Genomic DNA, 21,875 nt, shown 5'->3' with positions numbered 1-21,875 from the left:
CTCCTGGTTGCCCGCCCGGACAACAAGGACTCGGAAGACATGAAAAAACTGGCGGCTGCACTGCACTCGCCAGAGGTGAAGCAGTTCATCATCGAGAAGTACAAGGGCGCTGTGGTTCCGGCGTTCTGATCCAACATCCCCGGGGCCGCTTTGCGGCCCTTTCGCGGCACAAGGCCGCTCCCATAAAGTAAGGCGTACGCCGATCCATGTGGGGAGCGGCCTTGCGCCGCGAAAGGCCTGTGCAGCAGGCCCTAAATCTCAATCCCGCTTCACAAGCCCAGGCAACTGCGCCACCAGCTTCTGGTTGTTGAAGGGCGCCCGAATGAACCCACGCTGACGCCCATCCGGCCCGACAACCGCCAGGTTGCCGCTGTGGTCCACGGTGTACCCCGGCTTGCTGGTATCGGCCGGGATGAACGGAATGCTCAAGGCATTGGCCAGCTTCTGGGTATCTTCGATCGACCCCGCCACCCCGACAAAGTCCTTGTCGAAATAGCCCAGGTACTGCTTCAGCTGGTTCGGCGTATCGCGGTTCGGGTCCACGCTCACCAGCACCACCTGCAGCCGGTCGACGGCTTCCTTGGGCAGCTCGCTCTTCACTTGGCGCAACTGGGCCAGAGTGGTCGGGCAGATGTCCGGGCAGTAGGTGTAGCCGAAGAACAACAGCGACCATTTGCCTTTCAGGTCATCCAGCTGCACGGGCTGGCCGTCCTGGTTGGTCATGGTCACGTCGGCCACGCTGCGGCTCTGCGGCAGCAGGATGATGCCGGCATCGATCAGCTCGGCGGGGTTGGCCTGGTCGCGGCCATTGAGCACCTTGTTGACGGTAAGGCCCAGGATCAACGCGACCAGGGCGACGAGGATGAAGACGGTTTTCTGGGTTCGGGTCATAGGTTCAGCAACAAGTAGTGGTCGAGGAGCAACGCGATGAACAGCGCGAACAGGTAGCCAATAGAGTACTTGAAGGTACCGATCGCCGCGTGCGGCCGGCTGCCACGGTACAGCACCCAGGCCCATTGCAGGAAGCGCAGGCCCAACGCCAGGGCAGAGGCCAGGTACAGCAAACCGCTCATGTGGATGGCATACGGCAGCAGGCTCACCGCCAGCAGTATCAGGGTGTACAGCAGGATATGCAGCTTGGTGTAGCGCTCCCCGTGGGTCACCGGCAGCATCGGGATATCGGCCTTGGCGTATTCTTCCTTGCGGTGAATGGCCAGCGCCCAGAAGTGCGGCGGGGTCCAGGCGAAGATGATCAGCACCAGCAGCAAGGGTTCAGCGCTGACATGGCCGCTTACCGCCACCCAGCCGAGCAGCGGCGGGGCGGCGCCGGCCAGGCCGCCAATGACGATGTTCTGTGGCGTGGCCCGTTTGAGAAAGCCGGTGTAGAGCACCGCATAACCCAGCAGCGAAGCCAGGGTCAGCCAGGCAGTGAGGGCGTTGGTGAACACCAGCAGCAGGGCCATGCCCAGCAGCGCCAGCGCCAGAGCGAACAGCAACGCCGGTAGCGGTTCGACCCGGCCTTGGGCCAGCGGCCGCTTGTGGGTACGGGCCATCAGCGCATCGATGCGCCGGTCCACCACATGGTTGACCACCGCCGCAGCGCCAGCGCACAGGCCGATGCCCAGGTTGCCGAACAGCAGCACGCTCCAGCCGACACCCGCCCGCGTGGCCAGGAACATGCCTGCCAGCGAGGTGATCAGCATCAGAACCACCACCTTGGGCTTGGTCAGCTCCAGGTAATCGCGCCAACTGGCCCGCCGTGCGCTCAGAAGCGTCGCCACGAATCGTTCCTCATGTGATGGGAGATGCCCACACCGGCCACCGGCCGCAGGCGCCAGCCTTGGCCGACGCCCACGCGAACCTTGTCGACCACTCGAATGCGGTAGTTCACCAGCACCATGCTCAGCAGCAACAGCGCCCCGCCGGCATTGTGCGCAACAGCTACCGCCAGCGGCAGGTGAAACACCACGTTGCTGATACCCAGGCCCACTTGCAGGGCCAGCGCCAGCATTACCAGCCGCGCCAGGCCGGGGAGGCCACAGCGGTGCAGCTTCCAGCTGAGCATCAGCAGCACGCAAGTCACCAGTAGCGCGCCCAGGCGGTGGCTGATGTGGATGGCCGTGCGGGCATCACTGTCCAGTTGCCCGCCCAGGTAATTGGGGCCGACGTGCTGCGTCAGGTGGAAGCCATTGCTGAAGTCCGCCGCCGGCCACCACTGGCCGTGACAGGTAGGCAGGTCGATGCAGGCGACTGCTGCGTAGTTGGCACTGACCCAGCCCCCCAAAGCGATCTGGCCGATCACCACCAACAAGGCCAGCGCAGCGATCCGCCGCAGGCTCAACGGCAGTTTCGGCAAAGGCGCAAAGGCACGGGACAGGCGCAAGGACAACAGGAACAACAAGCTCAAGGTAGTAAAGCCACCCAGCAAATGCGCCGTGACCACCTGCGGCCACAGCTTCAGGGTAACCGTCCACATGCCGAAGGCTGCCTGGGCCAGCACCACACCCAGCAGCAGCACCGGCAGGCGATACGGTTGGCCATCGCGGGCATGCCGACGCAGCGCCTGGAAGGCGAGCAGGGCAATCACCATGGCCAAGGTACCTGCGAAATACCGATGGACCATCTCGGCCCAGCCCTTGGCCTCTTCCACCGGGTGATCGGGGAAGTGCAGCTCGGCATGGGCGAGCTGGGCCTCGCTCTTGGGTACGCTGATGAAGCCATAGCAACCCGGCCAGTCAGGGCAGCCAAGGCCGGCATGGGTCAGGCGGGTATAGGCACCGAGCAGGACAACCAGCAGTGCCAGCAGGGTGGCGAACACAGCGATGCGGAATCCAGGTCTGGCCATGGCAGGCTCCTAGCCGATGTTGGACAGCTTGAGCAGGTGGCGCAGGTCATCCAGCACATGCTTGCCGTTGGCCTTGCCGTCGTAACGCAGCACCAGGTTGCCGTGGGGGTCGACGATCCACAGTTGCGGGCCAGGCTCGCCCACCTTCTGCAAATAGCGCGGGGCATCCAGCGGGTAGCGTTGCAGCTGCGGGTACTCGCGGCCCAGCAGCGCCTGGTAGTCGGCGCTCAGCGGCTGGGCTGTGGCCAGTGCATGGCTGGCACGGCTGGCGTCGCGGCCCAGGCCCACCTGGATCTGCCGGGCGAGGTACACCAGGCGCTGGCAGTCCTCGGCACAGGCTTCGGGGGCGCTGACCAGCAATTGCCAACGCTCGTCCTCGCCTGACACGCCGATATCAGTACGGCTCTCACCGTTGCCGATCATATCGCCGTGGTAGCTGCGGCCCTCCGGCACCCAGAACTTCAGCTTGTACATGCTGGTGGCCAAAATCATCGGCCCGAGCACTACCAGCAGGATCAGCAAAAGCTGCAAACGCCCGCGGGCTCTGGGTTTGCTACGTTCAGGCACGTCCAGTGGAGTGGCGGTGGCCATGGCGTTTCTCCTTGTTGTGGTGCCAGCCGAAATAGAGGTAAAGCAGAACCAGTGCACCCGCCAGGGCAAACCACTGCACGGCGTAGCCCAGGTGTTTTTCCGGGCCCATGGCGACAACCGGCCAGTCCAGGCGATAGGCCGCCGGGCCGGGCTCCAGGCGCAACTCATGGGCATAGCCTTCGCGGGCTAGCTGCGGCCATAGCTGCGCGGCATCAACGGCGGTGAGCAGGTGCGGCCATTGGCCGCCTTCAGGGTCGGGATGCAGCTGGAACGTGCTGCCGGGCGACACATACACCGAAGCGTCCAGTGCCAAGGCCTGTGGAGGGGTATTGAAATGCACCGGCACGCGGCGGTCTGGCCATGGCAGCCAGCCGCGGTTGATCAGCAGCCACTGGCCACTGGCCTGGTCATGGAAGGGTTGCAGCAGTTCGACACCGGCCTGGCCATCGCGCATGCGGTTGTCCAGCAGCACGCTGTGCTCGGCATCGAAGCGGCCGTACAGGTGCACGCGGCGGAAGGCGTTGTCGTCGTTTGATGCGAGCTGGGCCGTGGCGATCGGCGCTTCGACCCGCCGTTCGGCATAAGTGGCCAGCAGCACGCGCTTTTCCTCGGCCCGGCCGAGTTGCCAGCAGCCAAGCGCGATCAGCCCTGGCAGCAGTGCAAGCACCACCAGGGTCGGAATCCAGCCTGGGCGAAACCGCCTCACGGGCGCCTCGCTATACTTATCCACATCACCGCATCCCCCCGGAGTAGCGCCATGCTCAAGGCCGCGATTGTCCTGATGCTGTTGGCCACGATTGCCAGCCTGTTCAGTGGCCTGGTGTTTCTGGTCAAGGACGACGAAAACTCGACGCGTCTGCTGAAGGCTCTGACCGTGCGGGTGACCCTGGCGGCCCTGACAATTGCCCTGGTCGCCTGGGGTTTGCTCAGCGGTCAGCTGGTTTCACACGCCCCCTTCTGAAACTGCACTCGTTTTGCCGGCGATTGGCCCTACAGCACATACACAAAAATGAACAACCCCACCCACACCACGTCGACGAAGTGCCAATACCAGCTGGCTGCCTCGAAGCCGAAGTGTTTCTCGGGGTTGAAATGCCCGCGCAAGATGCGCACGAACATCACGATCAGGATGATCGTGCCCAAGGTCACGTGGGCACCGTGGAACCCGGTGAGCATGAAGAACGTCGCGCCATAGATCCCCGACCCCAGCGTCAGCCCCAGCTTGGTATAGGCTTCGTGATACTCGAAGGCTTGCAATGCAATGAAGCTGAGCCCCAGCAGGATGGTCAGGGCCATCCAGAATTTCAGCGGACCACGGTGGTCACGGCGCAGGGCGTGGTGGGCGATGGTGATGGTCACACTGGAACTGACCAGCAAGATCGTGTTGATCAGTGGCAGGTGCCACGGGTCGATTACTTCTTTGGGCGGCGGGAACAGTTTCGGATCCGGCGTGTGCAGCAGCGGCCAGGTGAACTCGAAAGTCGGCCACAGCATGTGTGCAACCCCTTTGGCGCCTTCACCTCCCAGCCACGGCCCGGCAAGCACGCGCACGTAGAACAGCGCACCGAAGAAGGCCAGGAAGAACATGACTTCAGAGAAGATGAACCAGCTCATCCCCCAGCGGAACGAGCGGTCCAGCTGCGGGCTGTACAACCCGGCGCGGCTCTCCTTGACCACCGCCCCAAACCAGCCGAACAGCATGTAGGCCAGGAACAAAGCGCCCACGAAGAAAATCAGCGGCCCGTGCGATTCCGGGTGGCCGGCCTTCATGTCGTTGAACCAGGTGCCCAGGCCAAACACCGTGATGAACATGCCGATGGTGGCGATGATGGGCCACTTGCTCTGCGCCGGAACGTAGTAGTGCTGATGACTTGCCATTGCTGTTCTCCTTCCCTTAACGGGCGCCCTGGACGTCCTGGGCCGCAACATGCGCGACCGGCGGGTGGCGAGCGGTGATGTCGAACAAGGTGTAGGCCAGTGTCAGGTGCTTCACGCTGGCCGGCAGGTCGCGGTCGACGATGAAGCGCACCGGCATCTCGATGCGTTCGCCGGGCTGCAGCACCTGCTGGGTAAAACAGAAGCACTCGGTCTTGTGGAAGTACGCCGCGGCCTCGGCCGGGGTGATGCTGGGTATGGCTTGCGCGCTCATCGGCCGATCGGTCGGATTGTGCGCAACGAATATCATCTGGTTCACCGCACCCGGGTTGACCTCCAGCTGGTCGGCAGTGGAATAGAAATCCCAGACCATGTCACTGGCATTGGTCGACATGAACTGCACCCGCACCGAACGCGACGGGTCGCTAACCTGGCTGCCCTCGTATTGCCCACCGGTCTTGCCGTTGATGCCAAAGGCCTTGCACATCACGTCGTAGATCGGCACCAGGGCGAAGCCGAAGGCGAACATCACCACCGTCAGCATCAACAGGCGCGTTACCAGGCGTTTCAGCGACAGGCCGTTCATGACAGGTTTCCTATTTCACTTCCGGTGGGGTCTGGAAGGTGTGGTAAGGCGCAGGGGAGGGGATCGACCACTCCAGGCCCTCGGCGCCATCCCAGGGTTTGGCCGGTGCCGGCGCGCCACCGCGAATGCACTTGATGACAATGAACAGGAAGAAGATTTGCGTGGCGCCGAACATGAAGGCACCGATCGACGACACCATATTGAAGTCGGCGAACTGCAGGTTGTAGTCGGGGATGCGACGCGGCATGCCGGCCAGCCCTACGAAGTGCATCGGGAAGAAGGCCATGTTCATGCCGATGAACGACAGCCAGAAGTGCAACTTGCCGAGGGTTTCGTCGTACATGTGGCCGGTCCATTTCGGTAGCCAGTAGTAAGCCGAGGCAAAGATGCCAAAAATCGCCCCGGGTACCAGCACGTAGTGGAAGTGCGCCACCACGAAGTAGGTGTCGTGGTACTGGAAGTCCGCCGGGGCGATCGCCAGCATCAGCCCGGAGAAACCGCCGATGGTGAACAGGATGACGAAGGCGATGGCGAACAGCATCGGCGTCTCGAAGGTGAGCGAGCCTTCCCACATTGTGCTGACCCAGTTGAACACCTTCACCCCTGTGGGCACGGCAATCAGCATGGTGGCGTACATGAAGAACAGCTCGCCCACTACCGGGATGCCGACCACGAACATGTGGTGGGCCCAGACGATGAACGACAGAAAGGCAATTGCGCCGGTGGCGTACACCATCGAGGTGTAGCCGAACAGCGGCTTGCGCGAGAACGCCGGGATGATCGAGCTGACCGCGCCGAACGCCGGCAGGATCATGATGTACACCTCGGGGTGGCCGAAGAACCAGAACACGTGCTGGAACAGCACCGGGTCACCGCCACCGGCCGCGCTGAAGAAACTGGTGCCGAAGTGAATGTCCATCAGCATCATGGTCACCACGCCGGCCAGCACCGGCATCACCGCGATCAACAGAAAGGCCGTGATCAGCCAGGTCCAGACAAACAGCGGCATCTTCATCAGGGTCATGCCTGGCGCACGCAGATTGAGGATGGTGGCAATCACGTTGATCGCGCCCATGATCGAGCTGATGCCCATCAGGTGGATGGCGAAAATGAAGAAGGTGACGCTGGCGGGTGCATAGGTGGTGGACAGCGGGGCGTAGAAGGTCCAGCCGAAGTTCGGCCCGCCACCCGGGCTGAACAGGGTCGAAACCAGCAGCAGGAACGCCGCCGGCAGCAGCCAGAAGCTGAAGTTGTTCATCCGCGGCAAGGCCATGTCGGGCGCCCCGATCATCAACGGGATCATCCAGTTGGCCAGGCCGACGAAAGCCGGCATCACTGCACCGAACACCATGATCAGGCCATGCATGGTGGTCATCTGGTTGAAGAACGCCGGCTCCACGATCTGCAAGCCTGGCTGGAACAGTTCGGCCCGGATGACCATGGCGAACGAGCCACCCAGCAGGAACATGATGAAGCTGAACCACAGGTACATCGTGCCGATGTCTTTATGGTTGGTGGTCAGCACCCAGCGCATCAGGCCCTTGGCCGGGCCGTGCGCATGGTCATGGCCGTGGGCTTGGTCGTCGATCACTGCACTCATGTCCTGTCTCCTGCAACCCATTGGTTGCCGCGAGTAACCCGGTTCACTTGGCTTCTGCCTGCTTCAGCGCCAGCACGTCCTTCGGCGTGACCATGTCGCCTTTGTTGTTACCCCAGGCATTGCGCTCGTAGGTGACCACAGCAGCGATGTCGACTTCCGACAGTTGCTTGCCAAAGGCGGCCATGGCCGTGCCGGGCTTGCCGTGGAAGACAATGCTCAGGTGGCCTTCCTTCGGCCCGGTGGCAATCTTCGAGCCCTTGAGCGCCGGGAACATCGGCGGCAGGCCCTGGCCTTCGGGCTGGTGACAGGCCACGCAGGTGGTGTGGTAGACCTTGTCGCCACGCGCCACCAGCTCTTCCAGGGTCCATTCCTTGCTGGTCAGCTCCTTGAGCTTGGCGGCTTCAGCCTTGCGCTCGCCCAGCCAGGTGTCGTAGTCGGCCTTGGACTTGACCTCGACCACCACCGGCATGAAGCCGTGGTCCTTGCCGCACAACTCGGTGCACTGGCCACGGTAGATGCCGGGCTTCTCGATACGGGTCCAGGCTTCATTGACGAAGCCGGGGATGGCGTCACGCTTGACCGCAAAAGCCGGCACCCACCAGGAGTGGATGACATCCGCGGCGGTCACCAGGAAGCGCACCTTGGCACCCACCGGCAGCACCAGCGGCTGGTCGACTTCAAGCAGGTAATGCTCGTCCTTGGGGGCCTTGTTGTGAATCTGATCGGCAGGGGTGGCGAGGTTGCTGAAGAACTCCACGTCCTGACCCAGGTATTTGTAGTGCCACTTCCACTGGTAGCCGGTGACCTGGATGTCGATGTCCGACTCGCTGGCGTCGTAGATGTCGATCAGGGTCTTGGTGGCCGGAATGGCCATCACCACCAGAATCAGGAAGGGCACCACGGTCCAGAGGATTTCCACCCAAGTGTGCTCGTGGAAATGCGCAGCCTGCTGGCCAGTGGAGCGGCGGTGGACGACCATCGACCAGAACATCGCGCCAAACACCACGATGCCAATGATCACGCAGATCCAGAAGATGGTCATGTGCAGGTCGAAGACGGCGTTGGAAACTTCCGTCGCCCCCGGGTGCATGTTCACGGTCCAGGCGGCATTGGCCTGACCAAAAACCGACCACAACAGGAGGCCCATCCAGACATGTGGATGTCGCATCATTGCGGGTTCCCCTTCTAATTCTTGTTGTCCCGGAGGCGTGGCCTGCGGCAAGAGGGAACGGCGGTCAAGACTGCCTGGCTTCGACGACCGAGCCCCTGCTAAAAGCAGTCGGGCCTCATCAACGAATCACGTTCAACGGGAGTATAGACAGCGACCAATGGCACGCAATGAAGCGTGTGAAATGAACTTCACGAAATGGCTGAATGGCCTGAAAGCCGCGTGCTTGATGGGGAATGGCGTAATAATGGCACGGCTATATGCCTGATAGCGCACACGTTTGCGCGACTTATAACAAATACGTCTTAGGTATTCTGTATACCGAGCTAATTTAGTGTCTTCCGTTTGAAACGTAATGTCCCTGGAGTTGTCATGAACATCGCTGCTGTACGCGAGCAGGTAAGCCAAGCCCATCAACATGAAGGCCAGACCGGCCAATTGAAAGAGCGTCTCGAGCTGCAACTGCCCCACCTGCATCCCTCGATCCAACTGCCTGAGCAGGACGCCCAGGGTACTTTGGCGCGCTTCGTCAGCGCCTACATCGATCAGGTTCCGGAACTGCTGGAGGCCGCCCACGCGGTCGCCCGCGAAGCCGGGATCGAATCGCAGATCAAACCCGTACTGAAAATTGCCGAAGCCTACTTCCTGCAGCCGCCCAGCGTGATGCAAGGGCATGTCGGCCTGGACTGCTTGCTGGATGAGGCCTACCTGGCGCACCGCCTGGTGGAAGAGGTGAATGACTTGTACATCCGCCACTTCCAGCAGCCATTGATCCCGGTCGACACCACTGTCGCCAACCTGATTGCCCACCAGTTGATTGGCGAAAGCTTTGCCAACCAGCTGGATGAAGTGGTGCACCACTCGGTTGACGAAATGCTCAATGACGAAAGCTTTGCGGTGGAGTCGGTGGAGGCGTACCGCGAGAAGCTGAGCAGCCCGGCAACCGGCGAGGCGTGGAAGCGCTGGCCTTGCCTGTCGCGCCAGCTGGGTGTGGAGCTGGGTCAACCAGCCTGATATTCCAGTAACGGCCTCTTCGCGGGCTCGCCCGCTGCCACAGGTACTGCACAGCATTGAGTGTCTGCGCGGTCCCTGTGGCAGCGGGTTCACCCGCGAAGAGGCCAGTTCAGGCGATAGAAGTTTTCAGGCCCCAACCCCCGCCGTAGTCCGCAACCGCCCCTCGATCCGCCGCTTCAGGCGCCGCTGCTCTATCAGCAACCGTGACCCATTGGCCGAATTGCTGCGGCTCCAGTCCTCCAGCAACTCAAGGCACGAGTGATCGATATAGCTCAGGTTACCCAACGGCACATGCAGCGTAGTGCCCGCCGGTACCGTATCCAGCACCTGGGTCAGCGCCGGCACCTTGAGGAACGTCGCCGCGCCACTGAGGCGCAGTTCCATGTGCCCGGCCTTCTCCAGGCTCACCAGGTTGATCTTCAGCCGCGCCGCCTTGAACGCCAGCTTCAGCAGGGTCAGGGCAAAGCCCAGCAGCACGCCGGTCAGCAGGTCGGTGAAGATGATCGCCAGGGCTGTCGCCGCATAGGTGAACATCGGCATGCGGCCATAACGGCCCAGGCCACGAAACGCCTTGAAATCAACCAACTTCACCCCGGTAAACACCAGCACACCCGCCAGGCTCGCCACCGGAATCTGCTGCAGTACGCTGCTCAACACCACCACGAAGGCCAACAGCCACAGCCCGTGGAAGATTGCCGATGCCCGTGTCTGCGCGCCCGCCTGCACATTGGCCGAACTGCGCACGATCACGCCCGTCATCGGCAGCGCTCCGAGCACGCCACAGAGCATGTTGCCGATACCTTGGGCCGACAGCTCACGGTCGAAGTCCGAACGCTGGCCGCTGTGCATCCGGTCCACCGCCGCAGCCGACAGCAAGGTTTCGGCGCTGGCGATGAAGGCCAGGGCAAAGGCGGCAACCAGCAGGGTAGGGTCGGCCAGTTGCATCAGGTCACCCGGGCGGATCCAGTCGACGGCCTCGGACAGGTCTGCCGGCACCTGCACCCGGTTTACCGGCAAGGCCAGCCACATACTGATGACGGTCATGGCTGCAACACCCAACAGGGCCCCAGGGACGAAGCGCAGCCGCTGGGGCCGCAGGCGCTCCCAGCCCCACATGATAGCGATGGTACCCAGGCCGAGCGCACCCGCCATCCAGCCGGAGCCTGAGCGTTCCTGTGGCAGGGCTGCGGCCACGGTGGACGGGAATTCCAGCAGGTTCTGCAGCCCCGAAGGCTGCGGCGCTGTATCGAACATCACATGTATCTGCGACAACACGATCAGCACGCCGATGCCCGCCAACATGCCGTACACCACCGCTGGCGCAGTGACGCGAAACCAGCAACCCAGACGCAGGCGCCCAGCCAGCAACTGCAGCAGCCCCGCCAGCAACAAGATCGGCCCGAGCATGGCAACGCCATGCTGGCGCACCAGCTCGAACACCAGTACCGCCAAGCCGGCGGCCGGGCCACTGACCTGCAATGGCGAACCGGCGAGGAAACCCACCACAACCCCGCCGATAATGCCGGTAATCAGGCCCTTGGCCGGCGGCATGCCCGATGCAATCGCGATACCCATGCACAATGGCAGGGCCACCAGAAAGACCACCACCGACGCCAGCAACTCACGCGGCAGGGCCGCTTTCAACTGTGTAATGTTCACCGTGTTTCTCCTTTCTTTGTCACACGGTCATTCCTCTGACCGTGGGCACGTTTGCCCCTGACTAGCGCGCAAGCGCGGGCCGCCAGCGGGCTTGCCGGCAGGGCAGTCAGGGAATTCAAGGCAGCCGAAGGCCGCGCCACACCCCAGCAGGGTGCAGCCGGCTATCAAGGTTCTAGCGGTGGATGGGTCGCTTAGTAGCGGCCTCTCGGAGTAGCGCAGGGGACCGGCTCGCCAGCAGCCAGGGGCAGGAAGCTGTCGCTGATGGCGTCGTAGGCTTCGATCTTGCTGGTTTCGATGTCGTAAACCCAGCCATGAATGAACAGCTCACCGGCTGCAAGGCGCGAGGCAACCGAAGGGTGGGTGCGCAGGTGATGCAACTGGGCGATCACGTTTTCCTTGGTCAGCACCTGCATGGTTTCGTGTTCGGTACCGCACGAGCAGTTGTTCTCGACCACGGTACGTGCCACTTCGGCATGGCGCAGCCAGGCAGAAACAGTCGGCATCTTGGTCAGCGATTGCGGGTTGAGTACCGCACGCATGGCGCCACAGTCGGAGTGGCCACAGACGATGATGTGGTGCACTTTCAGCGCAAGCACGGCGTATTCGATGGCGCTGGAAACGCCGCCGTTCATCTGGCCGTAGGGCGGTACCACGTTACCCACGTTACGGGTTACGAACAGGTCGCCGGGCGAGCTCTGGGTGATCAACTCGGGGACGATGCGCGAGTCGGCGCAGGTGATGAACATGGCACGCGGCGTTTGCGCAGTGGCGAGCTTCTTGAACAGCTCTTGCTGCTCGGGGAAGACGTCATGGTGAAAGCGCAGGAAGCCGTCGACGATGTGCTTCAGGGCGGCATCGGCGCCCTCGGCGGGTACATCCGGAACGACCTTGGATGGGTCCTTGACGGGCATGATTCATCCTCTTGACGGTGTGGTGGTAAATCCATTTTACCGGGGAAAGATTATGGCTATGCAGGGTTTTAGATGACACGCACGGGCCATAGATCACAGTCGGTGTGGACTGATTGCCTACGCTAGCGGGGAAAACTTAACTGAAACTTAATTCGGAGGCTCTAGAACGGGTGTTCCAGATGTAAAAGGCGGGAGCTGGATAATAGCAAAAAAACATCAACTGCCAATATGTATTAGCGCAATTATTAACTCGGATTAGTTGTATTGAGGGCTGGCAATAGGCCCCATTTGGGAACCTGAGACCTCCAAGGTACCTGTGGGAGCGGGCATGCCCGCGAAAAGGGCAACTCGGTATATGGCACCGGCTGCGCCGGTGTTCGCGGGCACGCCCGCTCCCACAAAAACCGTGATCTGTTCAAAGATCAAAATAGGGGCATCTGCCCACCGGGCGGGCAGAAGGCAGAGCAATCCAGCGTCTGCGCCTCGCGCCCTTCAAAATCCAGCCGCTTCATGGCTTTGGCAAAGCGCTGAGCCAACAACTCGGCAAATACCCCTTCCCCGCGCATGCGCGCACCAAACCGGCTGTCATACAGCTCGCCGCCCCGGCTCTGGCGGATCAGGCTCAACACATGGGCCGCCCGTTGCGGATAATGGTCCTGCAGCCACTGCTCGAACAGCGGCGCCACCTCCAGTGGCAGGCGCAGCATCATGTAGGCCGCGCTCTGTGCGCCAGCTTCCTTGGCAGCCTCCAGCAAGCGCTCCAGCTCACTGTCGTTGATCATCGGAATCATCGGCGAACACAGCACCCCCACTGGCACACCCGCCTCGCGTAGCACGCGGATGGCCCTCAACCGGGCATTGGGTGACGCCGCCCGCGGTTCCAGTACCCGCTTGAGGTCGTCGTCCAGCGTCGTCAGGCTGATCATCACTCGCGCCAGTCGTTGCCGGGCCATTTCGGCCAGCAGGTCGAGGTCACGCAACACCAGCGAGCCCTTGGTCACGATGGTCACCGGGTGACGAAAACGCAGCAACACTTCGAGCAGGCGCCGTGTCAGCAACTGGTCCCGCTCGATCGGCTGGTACGGGTCGGTATTGGAGCCCAGGTTGATCGGCGCGCACACGTAGCCCGGTTTGCTCAACTGCTGCGCGAGTATCTCGGCGGCATTGGTCTTGGCGATCAGCTTGGTTTCGAAGTCCAGGCCGGGGGAGAGGTCCCAATAGGCATGGGAAGGCCGGGCATAGCAGTAGATGCAGCCATGCTCGCAGCCGCGGTAAGGGTTGATGGAGCGGTCAAAGGGCAGGTCGGGCGATGTATTGCGGGTGATGACCGATTTCGCTGTCTCGCTGCGCACTTCGGTGCCTTGGGTCTGCGGCACTTCCTGATACCAGCCGTCGTCCTCGACCACCGAATGGTTGGGGGCAAAGCGGTTATGCGGATTGTGCGCCGTGCCACGGCCCTTTAATGGTGCTGGAGGATTCATGGCTAACCCCTATACTGTATTTACATACAGTATCGCGACTACCATGAATCCACCAGCGCCTCTGATCCGACAGCCAGTGCTTACTCTGTCGGTTTCTTCAGCTTCGGATTAGGGAAGAACTGCACCGTCTGTACTTTGGCCGGCGCCGCCTTGGGTGCCAGGTGGTTAACCCGGGTACCGAGCTCCTTGGGCACCGACAAGCCCTGCTCGTTGAGGGTGTCGGTGAACCCGCAGGCGACGCACTCGCGGTGCGGTACGTCGTCTTCGCTCCACATCATCAGCTTGTCAGGCTCGCTGCATGCGGGGCATACCGCCCCGGCAATGAAGCGCTTCTTGGTCTTGTTCACAGCTACCTCGCTCACGCCGCAGCGCCTTCGGTAAGGCCGCTGTGCCGCAGCAGCGCATCAATGGAAGGCTCACGGCCACGGAAGTCGACAAACAGCACCATCGGCTCGCGCGAACCGCCACGGGCCAGGATAGCCTCGCGGAAGGCGCGGCCGGTCTCGGCATTCAGCACACCTTCTTCCTCGAAGCGCGAGAAGGCGTCAGCCGACAGCACTTCAGCCCACTTGTAGCTGTAGTAGCCCGCCGCATAACCGCCAGCAAAGATGTGCGCGAAGCTATTGGGGAAGCGGTTGTACGCCGGTGGGCGCATGACCGACACCTCGTCGCGCACGCCTTCGAGCACCTGCAGCACGCTGCGGCCGTCGCCATGGCTGGCGTGTAGCTCGAAGTCGAACAGCGAGAATTCAAGCTGGCGCACCATCATCATGCCCGACTGGAAGTTCTTCGCCGCCAGCATTTTGTCCAGCAGGTCCTGAGGCAAGGCCGCGCCGGTTTCGTAATGGCCGGAGATCAGTGCCAGGCCTTCTGGCTCCCAGCACCAGTTTTCCATGAACTGGCTCGGCAGCTCGACCGCGTCCCAGGCCACGCCGTTGATACCCGAAACACCGGCATGCTCGATGCGGGTCAGCAGGTGGTGCAGGCCGTGGCCGAATTCGTGGAACAGGGTGGTGACTTCATCATGGGTCAGCAGTGCCGGCTTGCCGGGTGCGGCCGGAGTGAAGTTGCACACCAGGTTGGCCACCGGGCTCTGCAGTTCGCCACCGGCAGTACGACGACGGTCGCGGGCGCCATCCATCCAGGCCCCGCCGCGCTTGTTGGCGCGGGCGTAAAGGTCGAAGAAGAAGCGGCCGACATGCTGGCCGTTTTCCTTGATCTCGAACAGGCGTACGTCCGGGTGCCAGCTGTCGAAGCCCTTGAGTTCGGCGATTTCGATGCCGTACAGGCGCTGCACAATGCTGAACAGGCCACCCAGCACCTTATCGATCGGGAAATAGGCACGCAGGGCTTCCTGCGACACGCTGTAGCGCTGCTCGCGCAGCTTCTCGCCAAAGTAGCCGGCGTCCCAGCTGGCCAGTTCAGGGCAGCCTTGCTCAGCGGCGTAGGCCTTGAGCTGCTCCAGGTCCTGGGCTGCAAAAGGCTTGGAACGCTTGGCCAGGTCACGCAGGAAGCTCAGCACCTGGTCGCTGGACTCAGCCATTTTGGTGGCCAGGCTCAGCTCGGCGTAGTTCTTGTAGCCCAGCAGTTCGGCCAGCTCCTGGCGCAGGTCAAGGATTTGCTGCATGACCGGGCCGTTGTCGAACTGGCCGGCATTCGGGCCCTGGTCCGAGGCGCGGGTGCAGTAGGCGGCGTACACCTCTTCGCGCAGGGCGCGGTCGCTGGCGTAGGTCATCACGGCGTAGTAGCTGGGGAATTCCAGGGTAATCAGCCAGCCTTCAAGGCCCTTGGCCTGGGCCGCAGCGGCCATCTGCGCCTTGGCCGAGTCGGTCAGGCCGGCCAGCGCGGCTTCGTCGGTAACGTGCTTGGTCCAGGCCTGGGTAGCGTCGAGCAGCTGGTTGGAGAAGCGGCTGCCCAGCTCGCTGAGCTTGCTTTGCACTTCGGCATAGCGCTGCTGCTTGTCCGCCGGCAGGTCGATACCCGACAGGCGGAAGTCACGCAGCGCATGCTCGAGGATAGTTTTTTGCGCCACGTCGAAACCGGCGGCTTCAGGGCTGTTGATCAACGCCTGGTAGGCGTCGAACAGCGCACGGTTCTGGCCCAGTTCGGTAGAGTAGGCGCTCAGCGCTGGCAGGCACGACTCGTAAGCCTCGCGCAGCTCTGCGCTATTGCACACTGCGTTGAGGTGGCTGACCGGGCTCCAGGCAGCGCCCAGGCGGTCGTTCAGTTCGTCTATCGCCAGCACCAGGCCAGCCCAGGTAGGGGCCTTGCCCTGCTTTTCGAGGATCTCGGCAATGGCTTTACGGTTGTCGGCCAGGATCGCTTCGATCGCCGGCAACACGTGTTCGGCACGGATTTGCGAGAAGGGCGGCAGATCGTGGGATTGCAAAAGCGGGTTGTTCGCAGTCACGGTTTGGATACCTTGGCAGAAGAAACACTGCCCCATCTTAATTACAATCGACGCCGACCGCAGCAGGCAGCCTGCCTATCGGCACAGATGAGAGACGCTATCATGGCCATCCGAAGCTTCCAGCAACACACTCCGAAAGTGGGACTCCGTGCCTTCGTCGACCGTTCGGCGGTGGTGCTGGGCGACGTGGAGATTGGTGAAGACAGCTCGATCTGGCCCATGACCGTGGTGCGCGGCGACATGCACCGCATCCGCATCGGTGCGCGCACCAGCGTGCAGGACGCCAGCGTGCTGCACATCACCCACGCCGGCCCGTTCAACCCGGACGGCTTCCCGCTGATCATCGGTGACGAAGTGACCATTGGCCATAAGGTGATGCTGCATGGCTGCACCCTGGGCAACCGCATCCTGGTCGGCATGGGCAGCACCATCATGGATGGCGCCATCGTTGAAGACGAAGTGATCATCGGTGCAGGCAGCCTGGTACCGCCGGGCAAACGCCTGGTCAGTGGTTACCTGTACATGGGCAGCCCGGTGAAACAGGCCAGGTTGCTGAACGACAAAGAGCGCGCGTTCTTCTCCTACAGCGCCGGCAACTACGTGAAGCTCAAGGACCAGCACCTGGCCGAAGGCTACGACCAACCGGAATAAACCCGACTAACGAGACGAACATGCAACAGCAAAACATCCTCTTCGACCTCGACGGCACCCTGACCGACCCACGCCTGGGCATCACCCGCTCGATCCAGTATGCCCTGGCCAAGCTGGGCATCGACGAGCCGGACCTGACCCGCCTCGAGCACTTCATCGGCCCACCCCTGCTGCAGGCCTTCATGCAGTTCTACAGCTTCGACGAAGCAAAGGCTTGGGACGCGGTGAACTTCTACCGGGAGCGTTTCCGCGTCACCGGCCTTTACGAGAACCTGGTGTTCCAAGGTGTGCCTGAGTTGCTTGAAGCCCTTAACGGGCAGGGCCGCACGCTGTATATCGCCACTTCCAAACCGTGGGAATTCGCCCGCGAAATCGCCCGGCATTTCGCTTTCGACCAACACTTCAAGGTGATCTACGGCAGTGAACTGGACGGCACGCGTACCAACAAGGTCGAGCTGATTCGCCATCTGCTGGATGAAGAAGGACTGGACCCGGCGCAGACCCTGATGATCGGCGACCGCAAACATGACCTGATTGGCGCGCGCAGCAATGGCTTACAGGCGGTGGCGGTGGGGTATGGGTTTGGTAGCCGGGAAGAACTGATGGCAGAAGAGCCGGCCTACCACTTTGCGACCTTGGCCGAGATGCATCAGGCATTCATCAAGGCTTGAGTGCCCTAGGGGGCCGCGTTGCGGCCCCAAAATCTCACAGGCTAACCACCAGACGCTGCAGCGCCGCTTTCCTTTCTTCAATCGGCAACCGCCCCAACTGCTCGACCCGCTGGTAAAACCGAAGCCAGTCCCCACCCACCTCACGAAACACCGCCGCAAACGCCGGCACCCACTGGTCATAAAGCCCGAACGGCAACAACTTGGCATTACTCATCGGCCCATACATCCAGGCGTCATAGCGCTTGTCGCCGCCCCACTGGCCATCACGCATCTGCCGGTACTCACGCCTCAAACGCTCAAACTCGGCCTGCTTGGCCAGCCGCTTGTGTGCATCGTCCAGCGGCCCGGCATAAATCGCCTGCAACCGCTCGCGGCTGGCCAGCACCAGGCGGATGAACTGGTCACGCTGGCGCCCCTGGTTTTCGCCAATGGCAGCCAGCCCTCGCGCCGCACGCCATTGGCGTGTGCCTTCCTGCTCTACGAACGAGGCAAACGATTCGTTGAACTCGGTATCGTCTTGCACATAAAAGCGCTGGTGGGCCAGCTCATGAAAAATTAACGTCGCCAGGCGTTCATCACCCCAACCCACCATCGATGACAAGATCGGGTCGTCGAACCAGCCCAGGGTCGAATAAGCCTCCACGCCACCGACATACACATCCAGGCCGTCTTGGCGCATCAACGCCGCCGCCCCGCGTGCTGCACCTTGCTGGTAGTAACCGCGATAAGCCACGCACCCGGCAATCGGGAAACAGTGCGTCACCGGCTGCAGCGACAGTTCGGGCGTGGCGAACACATTCCACACCACATAAGGCCGGGCTATGTCGGCATACACCCGATAGCTACGGTTATCCGGCAGTTTCAACTGCTCGCTGGCGAAAACCCGCGCCTGTTCAGCGTGCGCAAGACGCGAGCGTAATTGCGGTGACGTGGCCGGGTCGGCCACCACCTGCGCAACAGGCTGACGCGCACGCAGCAACTGAAACTGCCCCTCGGCCAGCTGCCCATAGTAGGCGACGCTGCTGCAACCGTTCAGCAGGATCGCCCCCAGCAGGGGAACCAAACGGGTGAAAACGCGGTCGAGTGCCCCAGGGCCTGAGCGCTGCATAAAAAAAAGTCGAAGCATCCGGGCTGTATGACTCGCTCAAGGCCAATTCGCTCCAAGACTATCTCGCCAAGGGGGAGTTTCGCCATGCGTGCATTGCTGGTCGCCGGTTCACTGTTGCTGATATCCGCCTGTTCCACGTTGCCAGCCCCGGACCCGAACCAGGCCTGGATCGACCTCACCCCCTACGACAACACTTCGCTGGACGCCGTGCAGGTCGATGAACGTGACTGGGCCGACAGCCGCTATTTCGAAGTACAGCCCGGCAGCCACGAGCTGACCGTGCGCTATCAGTTCCCGGTCACTCCCAGCAATATCGGCCCGGTCGACGAGCCGTTGTGGCGCGATTGCCAGGTCAAACTCACCTTCAAGGACTTCGGCGCCGGCCAGCGCTATCAGCTGCACGCTGGCAGTATCGGCTTCCGTCCCTGGATCAAGCTCTACGACGACCAGCAAAAAATGGTCGGCCAAGGCTTACCGGCAGGCTGCCAACGCACCTGAACCGTACAAACGGCGCTATGCTTGTAACGTGTAAATCGCAAGTGGGAGTTTTGCCATGCGCCAGCCCATGATGCTGATCGCCCTCAGTGCACTGGGGGCTTGCGCCAGCCCCTTGCCACCCGTCGACCCCAAACAGGCCTGGGTCGATCTGTACACCATGACCCCTGGCCGGGTGATCATGGCCGACCGCCTCGATGGCAAGCGCCTGGAGGACGGCCGTTACTTCCAGGTAACGCCGGGCAAGCACGAACTGGTGGTGCGCTTTGATTACGAAATCTATTCAGGCGGCATCATGTCTGAACCCAGGGACCGAACCTGCTACCTGACCGTGCGCTTTGACGACTTCAAGGCCGGCGAGCGTTACCGCCTGGAAGCGCGGGCGCCGGTGATGGAACCGCAGGTGCTGCTGTATGACGCGAGCCGCAAGGTACTGGTGAACGAGCCTAGCAACGTGTTCTGCATTCCGTGAGTCGGGGCTGCTTTGCAGCCCCACAATCCCGAATCTACTGATCATTCTTCTGGTAAATGATCTTCTTCGTGCCGCCATCGCAAGTACCGACGACCATGTTCTGGTCCTTGACCTCACTGTTGGGCACGATCTCCAGGGTGTAGGACGGCACACCCTGAGCCTGGATCTTGGCCTCGATCTCAGCCTTGAGCTCCTCGCACGGCTTGACTGCCGCCAACGTGGATGCGGCGACCAGGGAAGCCAACACGGCGATTGCTACGCGAATCATGGAACGGCTCCTGAAAAGGCAGCGTGCTGCCGACGCTGTTTAGACTACAGCAAACCGCTGCCGTTGCGCCGCTTCAGCCCACGAGCGCCGCATCCAGGCTGATTTTGGCGTTCAGCACCTTGGACACCGGGCACCCTTCCTTGGCCTTTTTGGCAATGTCCAGGAACTGCGCCTCGCTGGCCCCAGGCACCTTGGCCCTGAGCACCAGATGCACGGCCGTAATGGCAAAACCGTCAGGCTGCTTGTCGAGTGTCACCTCGGCAGCGGTGTCGATCCGGTCCGCTGTCAGCCCTGCTTCCCCAAGCATCATCGACAACGCCATCGAGAAACAGCCGGCATGCGCCGCGCCAATCAGCTCCTCCGGGTTGGTTCCAGGTGTACCCTCGAAACGGGTGTTGAAGCCATACGGGTTCTGCTTGAGCGCCCCGCTTTCGGTAGAGAGCAGGCCCTTGCCATCTTTCAAGCCACCTTGCCAGATCGCCGATGCTGTCTTTTTCATACTGCCTCCTGGTCATTCGGTTATGTGGTTATGGATTCAGAGGCCAGCGGCTTACGGCAAGTTCAGACCAATCGCACAGCAAACATTGAATCCCCCGAATATGCCCATACAGAGTTACAAAGGCCTCTGGCCAACCACCTTTACGGAGGCTCCCATGACGCAGCTGCGTGACCTGAAAATATCCACCCTCGACCTGGTGCCCGTGCGCGCCGATGCAGGCCCGGCGCAATCGCTGCGCAACTCGCTGGACCTGGCGCAACACGTCGAGCGTTTTGGCTACAACCGCTTCTGGGTGGCCGAGCACCACAACATGGACGGCATCGCCAGTTCAGCGACTTCGGTGCTGATCGGCTACCTGGCCGGGGGTACTTCGACCATTCGCGTGGGCTCGGGCGGGGTGATGCTGCCCAACCACGCACCGCTGGTGATCGCCGAGCAATTCGGCACCCTGGCCAGCTTGTACCCGGGGCGTATCGACCTGGGCCTGGGCCGTGCGCCGGGTTCAGACCAGATGACGGCTTATGCTTTGCGCCGCGACCGTGCTGGCGGCCCGGACGACTTCCCGGACGATGTCGAGGAGCTGTCGCGCTACCTCGGCCCACGTACCGACGATCAAAAAGTGATCGCCGTGCCGGGGCACGACACTGACGTGCCAATGTGGCTGCTGGGTTCCAGCCTGTTCAGCGCCCAGCTGGCAGGCATGCGCGGCATGCCCTATGCCTTCGCTTCGCACTTTGCGCCGCGCTACATGCACGAGGCCATTCGCGTGTACCGCAATCATTTCAAGCCATCGACCACACTGGACAAGCCGTATGTGATGCTGGGCATCCCCATGGTGGTGGCAGAAACCGACGAAAGGGCCGAATACCTGGCCACCTCGGTGTACCAGCGCATCCTGGCGCTGATTCGCGGCCAGAGCCTGATGCAGAAGCCGCCGGTAGAAAGCATGGATGGGCTGTGGTTGCCCCATGAGCGGGATACGGTTGGCAGTTTCCTCGGCCTGGCGATGATCGGCAGCCCGCAGAAGGTAAGGGCCAAGGTGGAGGTGCTGCTGGAGCAGACCGGGGCGGACGAGCTGATCTTTACCTGTGACCTGTATGAGCATGCGGACCGGATCCGGTCCTATGAGCTGTTGGCGCAGGCCCTCAAGACCGCCTGACCTTCTTCGCGGGCTCGCCCGCTCCCACAGGACTGCACGGGTGCCTGACCCTGTGTATTACCTGGGGGAGCGGGCGAGCCCGCGAAAAAGCAAACGCATCAACCGCGACGGTACACAATCTCTTTGGTACCCGCCTCGCAGCTGCCAATCACCTTGCCGGCCGGCTCGCCCTTGTTGACGATCTCCAGCTTGTAGCCAGTAACCCCTTTGGCATCGAGCTTGGCGGCAATCTCCGCCTTCAGTTCCTCGCACGGCTTGCCCGCCGCCAGCGCACCACCGGCCAGTGTCATCAGGCCAAGCGCCAGAATCAGTTTATTCATCGATCGCTTTCCTTGTGCAGATGAAATCAGAAAAGGCGCCGCCAAGGCGCCTCTCTTCTAAATACCCCATCAAGCCGGGATCATCCAGTCCC

General features: G+C 62.0%; 25 protein-coding genes and 1 pseudogene. 8 read left to right on the top strand and 18 right to left on the bottom strand.

Annotation, left to right across the window (positions count from 1 at the left end):
- Positions 1 to 129, top strand: a pseudogene (locus tag OZ911_RS00535) (MetQ/NlpA family ABC transporter substrate-binding protein); the annotation flags it as partial.
- Positions 130 to 258: 129 nt separating this feature from the next.
- Here the strand turns inward: OZ911_RS00535 and OZ911_RS00530 are convergent.
- From OZ911_RS00530 to OZ911_RS00510, 5 genes are read right to left on the bottom strand one after another with little or no spacing between them, the layout of a single operon-like run.
- The gene (locus OZ911_RS00530; RefSeq protein ID WP_016484264.1) at positions 259 to 891 is read right to left on the bottom strand and encodes an SCO family protein; all 633 of its coding nucleotides are present in this window, start codon (positions 889 to 891) and stop codon (positions 259 to 261) included.
- Entirely contained in the window at positions 888 to 1,781 is an 894-nt protein-coding gene (gene cyoE, locus OZ911_RS00525) for a heme o synthase (RefSeq protein WP_016484263.1), read from the bottom strand. Before cyoE ends, OZ911_RS00530 begins: the two co-directional genes overlap by 4 nt.
- A complete protein-coding gene (locus OZ911_RS00520) occupies positions 1,766 to 2,845 on the bottom strand; it encodes a COX15/CtaA family protein (RefSeq protein WP_016484262.1) in 1,080 nt (359 codons plus the stop codon). Before OZ911_RS00520 ends, cyoE begins: the two co-directional genes overlap by 16 nt.
- 9 nt (positions 2,846 to 2,854) lie before the next feature.
- The gene (locus OZ911_RS00515; protein WP_023047106.1) at positions 2,855 to 3,436 is read right to left on the bottom strand and encodes a PA_0111/PP_0108 family redox-active disulfide protein; all 582 of its coding nucleotides are present in this window, start codon (positions 3,434 to 3,436) and stop codon (positions 2,855 to 2,857) included.
- Positions 3,405 to 4,142 carry an SURF1 family protein gene (locus OZ911_RS00510; RefSeq protein WP_031311663.1) on the bottom strand — a complete coding sequence of 246 codons (738 nt, stop codon included), beginning with the start codon at positions 4,140 to 4,142 and terminating at the stop codon, positions 3,405 to 3,407. Before OZ911_RS00510 ends, OZ911_RS00515 begins: the two co-directional genes overlap by 32 nt.
- A gap of 51 nt (positions 4,143 to 4,193) precedes the next feature.
- On the opposite strand from OZ911_RS00510, the gene OZ911_RS00505 reads away from it, so the two are divergent.
- Positions 4,194 to 4,397, top strand: coding sequence for a twin transmembrane helix small protein (locus tag OZ911_RS00505; RefSeq protein ID WP_016484259.1), 204 nt, complete (start codon positions 4,194 to 4,196; stop codon positions 4,395 to 4,397).
- A 29-nt stretch (positions 4,398 to 4,426) separates the two neighbouring features.
- Here the strand turns inward: OZ911_RS00505 and OZ911_RS00500 are convergent, their stop codons facing one another.
- The 4 genes from OZ911_RS00500 to coxB are packed head-to-tail and all read right to left on the bottom strand — an operon-like array spanning position 4,427 to position 8,668.
- On the bottom strand, positions 4,427 to 5,314 hold the full coding sequence (locus OZ911_RS00500) for a cytochrome c oxidase subunit 3 (RefSeq protein WP_016484258.1): 888 nt from the start codon (positions 5,312 to 5,314) through the stop codon (positions 4,427 to 4,429).
- Between the two features lie 16 nt (positions 5,315 to 5,330).
- Positions 5,331 to 5,897: a cytochrome c oxidase assembly protein gene (locus tag OZ911_RS00495; RefSeq protein WP_016484257.1), complete on the bottom strand. Its 567-nt coding sequence runs from the start codon at positions 5,895 to 5,897 to the stop codon at positions 5,331 to 5,333.
- Positions 5,898 to 5,907: 10 nt separating this feature from the next.
- Positions 5,908 to 7,497 carry a cytochrome c oxidase subunit I gene (gene ctaD, locus OZ911_RS00490; protein WP_016484256.1) on the bottom strand — a complete coding sequence of 530 codons (1,590 nt, stop codon included), beginning with the start codon at positions 7,495 to 7,497 and terminating at the stop codon, positions 5,908 to 5,910.
- Between the two features lie 43 nt (positions 7,498 to 7,540).
- Complete coding sequence (gene coxB / locus OZ911_RS00485) at positions 7,541 to 8,668, bottom strand: cytochrome c oxidase subunit II (RefSeq protein ID WP_023047107.1); 1,128 nt, start codon at positions 8,666 to 8,668, stop codon at positions 7,541 to 7,543.
- Positions 8,669 to 9,037: 369 nt separating this feature from the next.
- Between coxB and OZ911_RS00480 the strand changes: the two genes are divergently transcribed.
- On the top strand, positions 9,038 to 9,679 hold the full coding sequence (locus OZ911_RS00480; RefSeq protein ID WP_016484254.1) for a hypothetical protein: 642 nt from the start codon (positions 9,038 to 9,040) through the stop codon (positions 9,677 to 9,679).
- A 126-nt stretch (positions 9,680 to 9,805) separates the two neighbouring features.
- Here the strand turns inward: OZ911_RS00480 and OZ911_RS00475 are convergent, their stop codons facing one another.
- The 5 genes from OZ911_RS00475 to prlC form a co-directional block, all read right to left on the bottom strand.
- Positions 9,806 to 11,338: a SulP family inorganic anion transporter gene (locus tag OZ911_RS00475; RefSeq protein WP_023047108.1), complete on the bottom strand. Its 1,533-nt coding sequence runs from the start codon at positions 11,336 to 11,338 to the stop codon at positions 9,806 to 9,808.
- A 191-nt stretch (positions 11,339 to 11,529) separates the two neighbouring features.
- Positions 11,530 to 12,249 (bottom strand): carbonic anhydrase, encoded by a 720-nt coding sequence (locus tag OZ911_RS00470; protein ID WP_016484252.1) that lies wholly within the window; start codon positions 12,247 to 12,249, stop codon positions 11,530 to 11,532.
- Between the two features lie 422 nt (positions 12,250 to 12,671).
- Positions 12,672 to 13,730 (bottom strand): PA0069 family radical SAM protein, encoded by a 1,059-nt coding sequence (locus tag OZ911_RS00465; RefSeq protein ID WP_016484251.1) that lies wholly within the window; start codon positions 13,728 to 13,730, stop codon positions 12,672 to 12,674.
- Positions 13,731 to 13,810: 80 nt separating this feature from the next.
- Complete coding sequence (locus OZ911_RS00460; RefSeq protein WP_016484250.1) at positions 13,811 to 14,092, bottom strand: YheV family putative zinc ribbon protein; 282 nt, start codon at positions 14,090 to 14,092, stop codon at positions 13,811 to 13,813.
- A complete protein-coding gene (gene prlC, locus OZ911_RS00455; protein ID WP_060519840.1) occupies positions 14,089 to 16,176 on the bottom strand; it encodes an oligopeptidase A in 2,088 nt (695 codons plus the stop codon). The genes OZ911_RS00460 and prlC overlap by 4 nt, the downstream gene beginning before the upstream one ends.
- Positions 16,177 to 16,242: 66 nt before the next feature.
- On the opposite strand from prlC, the gene OZ911_RS00450 reads away from it, so the two are divergent.
- Positions 16,243 to 16,791 carry a gamma carbonic anhydrase family protein gene (locus OZ911_RS00450; RefSeq protein ID WP_016497395.1) on the top strand — a complete coding sequence of 183 codons (549 nt, stop codon included), beginning with the start codon at positions 16,243 to 16,245 and terminating at the stop codon, positions 16,789 to 16,791.
- Positions 16,792 to 16,811: 20 nt separating this feature from the next.
- Positions 16,812 to 17,462: an HAD family hydrolase gene (locus OZ911_RS00445; protein WP_016484247.1), complete on the top strand. Its 651-nt coding sequence runs from the start codon at positions 16,812 to 16,814 to the stop codon at positions 17,460 to 17,462.
- 34 nt (positions 17,463 to 17,496) lie between these two features.
- Here OZ911_RS00445 and OZ911_RS00440 read toward each other — a convergent pair whose 3' ends face one another.
- Complete coding sequence (locus tag OZ911_RS00440) at positions 17,497 to 18,570, bottom strand: aminopeptidase (RefSeq protein ID WP_268968541.1); 1,074 nt, start codon at positions 18,568 to 18,570, stop codon at positions 17,497 to 17,499.
- 84 nt (positions 18,571 to 18,654) lie between these two features.
- Here OZ911_RS00440 and OZ911_RS00435 point away from each other — a divergent pair, with 84 nt between their 5' ends.
- Both OZ911_RS00435 and OZ911_RS00430 read left to right on the top strand, forming a co-directional pair.
- On the top strand, positions 18,655 to 19,068 hold the full coding sequence (locus OZ911_RS00435; RefSeq protein ID WP_016484245.1) for a PA0061/PA0062 family lipoprotein: 414 nt from the start codon (positions 18,655 to 18,657) through the stop codon (positions 19,066 to 19,068).
- A gap of 55 nt (positions 19,069 to 19,123) precedes the next feature.
- A complete protein-coding gene (locus tag OZ911_RS00430; RefSeq protein WP_016484244.1) occupies positions 19,124 to 19,537 on the top strand; it encodes a PA0061/PA0062 family lipoprotein in 414 nt (137 codons plus the stop codon).
- Between the two features lie 34 nt (positions 19,538 to 19,571).
- On the opposite strand, the gene OZ911_RS00425 is transcribed toward OZ911_RS00430, so the two are convergent.
- Both OZ911_RS00425 and OZ911_RS00420 read right to left on the bottom strand, forming a co-directional pair.
- On the bottom strand, positions 19,572 to 19,805 hold the full coding sequence (locus OZ911_RS00425; RefSeq protein WP_023047109.1) for a DUF1161 domain-containing protein: 234 nt from the start codon (positions 19,803 to 19,805) through the stop codon (positions 19,572 to 19,574).
- 73 nt (positions 19,806 to 19,878) lie between these two features.
- Positions 19,879 to 20,304 carry an OsmC family protein gene (locus tag OZ911_RS00420; RefSeq protein ID WP_016484242.1) on the bottom strand — a complete coding sequence of 142 codons (426 nt, stop codon included), beginning with the start codon at positions 20,302 to 20,304 and terminating at the stop codon, positions 19,879 to 19,881.
- A gap of 154 nt (positions 20,305 to 20,458) precedes the next feature.
- Here OZ911_RS00420 and OZ911_RS00415 point away from each other — a divergent pair, with 154 nt between their 5' ends.
- Positions 20,459 to 21,463 carry an LLM class flavin-dependent oxidoreductase gene (locus OZ911_RS00415; RefSeq protein ID WP_016484241.1) on the top strand — a complete coding sequence of 335 codons (1,005 nt, stop codon included), beginning with the start codon at positions 20,459 to 20,461 and terminating at the stop codon, positions 21,461 to 21,463.
- 98 nt (positions 21,464 to 21,561) lie between these two features.
- On the opposite strand, the gene OZ911_RS00410 is transcribed toward OZ911_RS00415, so the two are convergent.
- Positions 21,562 to 21,783 carry a DUF1161 domain-containing protein gene (locus OZ911_RS00410; RefSeq protein ID WP_016484240.1) on the bottom strand — a complete coding sequence of 74 codons (222 nt, stop codon included), beginning with the start codon at positions 21,781 to 21,783 and terminating at the stop codon, positions 21,562 to 21,564.
- Between the last annotated feature and the right edge of the window lie 92 nt (positions 21,784 to 21,875).

It is taken from the genome of Pseudomonas fortuita, assembly GCF_026898135.2.
Lineage (GTDB): Bacteria > Pseudomonadota > Gammaproteobacteria > Pseudomonadales > Pseudomonadaceae > Aquipseudomonas > Aquipseudomonas fortuita.
The sequence above is the reverse complement of the archived record's forward strand: the minus strand, read 5'-3'. Positions and strand labels throughout refer to the sequence as shown.

What these genes read in the sequence shown, in the direction of transcription:
- OZ911_RS00530 (WP_016484264.1), bottom strand. Translation starts at nt 891, where the DNA reads ATGACCCGAACCCAGAAAACCGTCTTCATCCTCGTCGCCCTGGTCGCG.
- OZ911_RS00520 (WP_016484262.1), bottom strand. Translation starts at nt 2,845, where the DNA reads ATGGCCAGACCTGGATTCCGCATCGCTGTGTTCGCCACCCTGCTGGCA.
- OZ911_RS00515 (WP_023047106.1), bottom strand. Translation starts at nt 3,436, where the DNA reads ATGGCCACCGCCACTCCACTGGACGTGCCTGAACGTAGCAAACCCAGA.
- OZ911_RS00505 (WP_016484259.1), top strand. Translation starts at nt 4,194, where the DNA reads ATGCTCAAGGCCGCGATTGTCCTGATGCTGTTGGCCACGATTGCCAGC.
- OZ911_RS00500 (WP_016484258.1), bottom strand. Translation starts at nt 5,314, where the DNA reads ATGGCAAGTCATCAGCACTACTACGTTCCGGCGCAGAGCAAGTGGCCC.
- OZ911_RS00495 (WP_016484257.1), bottom strand. Translation starts at nt 5,897, where the DNA reads ATGAACGGCCTGTCGCTGAAACGCCTGGTAACGCGCCTGTTGATGCTG.
- ctaD (WP_016484256.1), bottom strand. Translation starts at nt 7,497, where the DNA reads ATGAGTGCAGTGATCGACGACCAAGCCCACGGCCATGACCATGCGCAC.
- coxB (WP_023047107.1), bottom strand. Translation starts at nt 8,668, where the DNA reads ATGATGCGACATCCACATGTCTGGATGGGCCTCCTGTTGTGGTCGGTT.
- OZ911_RS00480 (WP_016484254.1), top strand. Translation starts at nt 9,038, where the DNA reads ATGAACATCGCTGCTGTACGCGAGCAGGTAAGCCAAGCCCATCAACAT.
- OZ911_RS00470 (WP_016484252.1), bottom strand. Translation starts at nt 12,249, where the DNA reads ATGCCCGTCAAGGACCCATCCAAGGTCGTTCCGGATGTACCCGCCGAG.
- OZ911_RS00465 (WP_016484251.1), bottom strand. Translation starts at nt 13,730, where the DNA reads ATGAATCCTCCAGCACCATTAAAGGGCCGTGGCACGGCGCACAATCCG.
- prlC (WP_060519840.1), bottom strand. Translation starts at nt 16,176, where the DNA reads ATGGGGCAGTGTTTCTTCTGCCAAGGTATCCAAACCGTGACTGCGAAC.
- OZ911_RS00450 (WP_016497395.1), top strand. Translation starts at nt 16,243, where the DNA reads ATGGCCATCCGAAGCTTCCAGCAACACACTCCGAAAGTGGGACTCCGT.
- OZ911_RS00445 (WP_016484247.1), top strand. Translation starts at nt 16,812, where the DNA reads ATGCAACAGCAAAACATCCTCTTCGACCTCGACGGCACCCTGACCGAC.
- OZ911_RS00440 (WP_268968541.1), bottom strand. Translation starts at nt 18,570, where the DNA reads ATGCAGCGCTCAGGCCCTGGGGCACTCGACCGCGTTTTCACCCGTTTG.
- OZ911_RS00435 (WP_016484245.1), top strand. Translation starts at nt 18,655, where the DNA reads ATGCGTGCATTGCTGGTCGCCGGTTCACTGTTGCTGATATCCGCCTGT.
- OZ911_RS00430 (WP_016484244.1), top strand. Translation starts at nt 19,124, where the DNA reads ATGCGCCAGCCCATGATGCTGATCGCCCTCAGTGCACTGGGGGCTTGC.
- OZ911_RS00425 (WP_023047109.1), bottom strand. Translation starts at nt 19,805, where the DNA reads ATGATTCGCGTAGCAATCGCCGTGTTGGCTTCCCTGGTCGCCGCATCC.
- OZ911_RS00420 (WP_016484242.1), bottom strand. Translation starts at nt 20,304, where the DNA reads ATGAAAAAGACAGCATCGGCGATCTGGCAAGGTGGCTTGAAAGATGGC.
- OZ911_RS00415 (WP_016484241.1), top strand. Translation starts at nt 20,459, where the DNA reads ATGACGCAGCTGCGTGACCTGAAAATATCCACCCTCGACCTGGTGCCC.
- OZ911_RS00410 (WP_016484240.1), bottom strand. Translation starts at nt 21,783, where the DNA reads ATGAATAAACTGATTCTGGCGCTTGGCCTGATGACACTGGCCGGTGGT.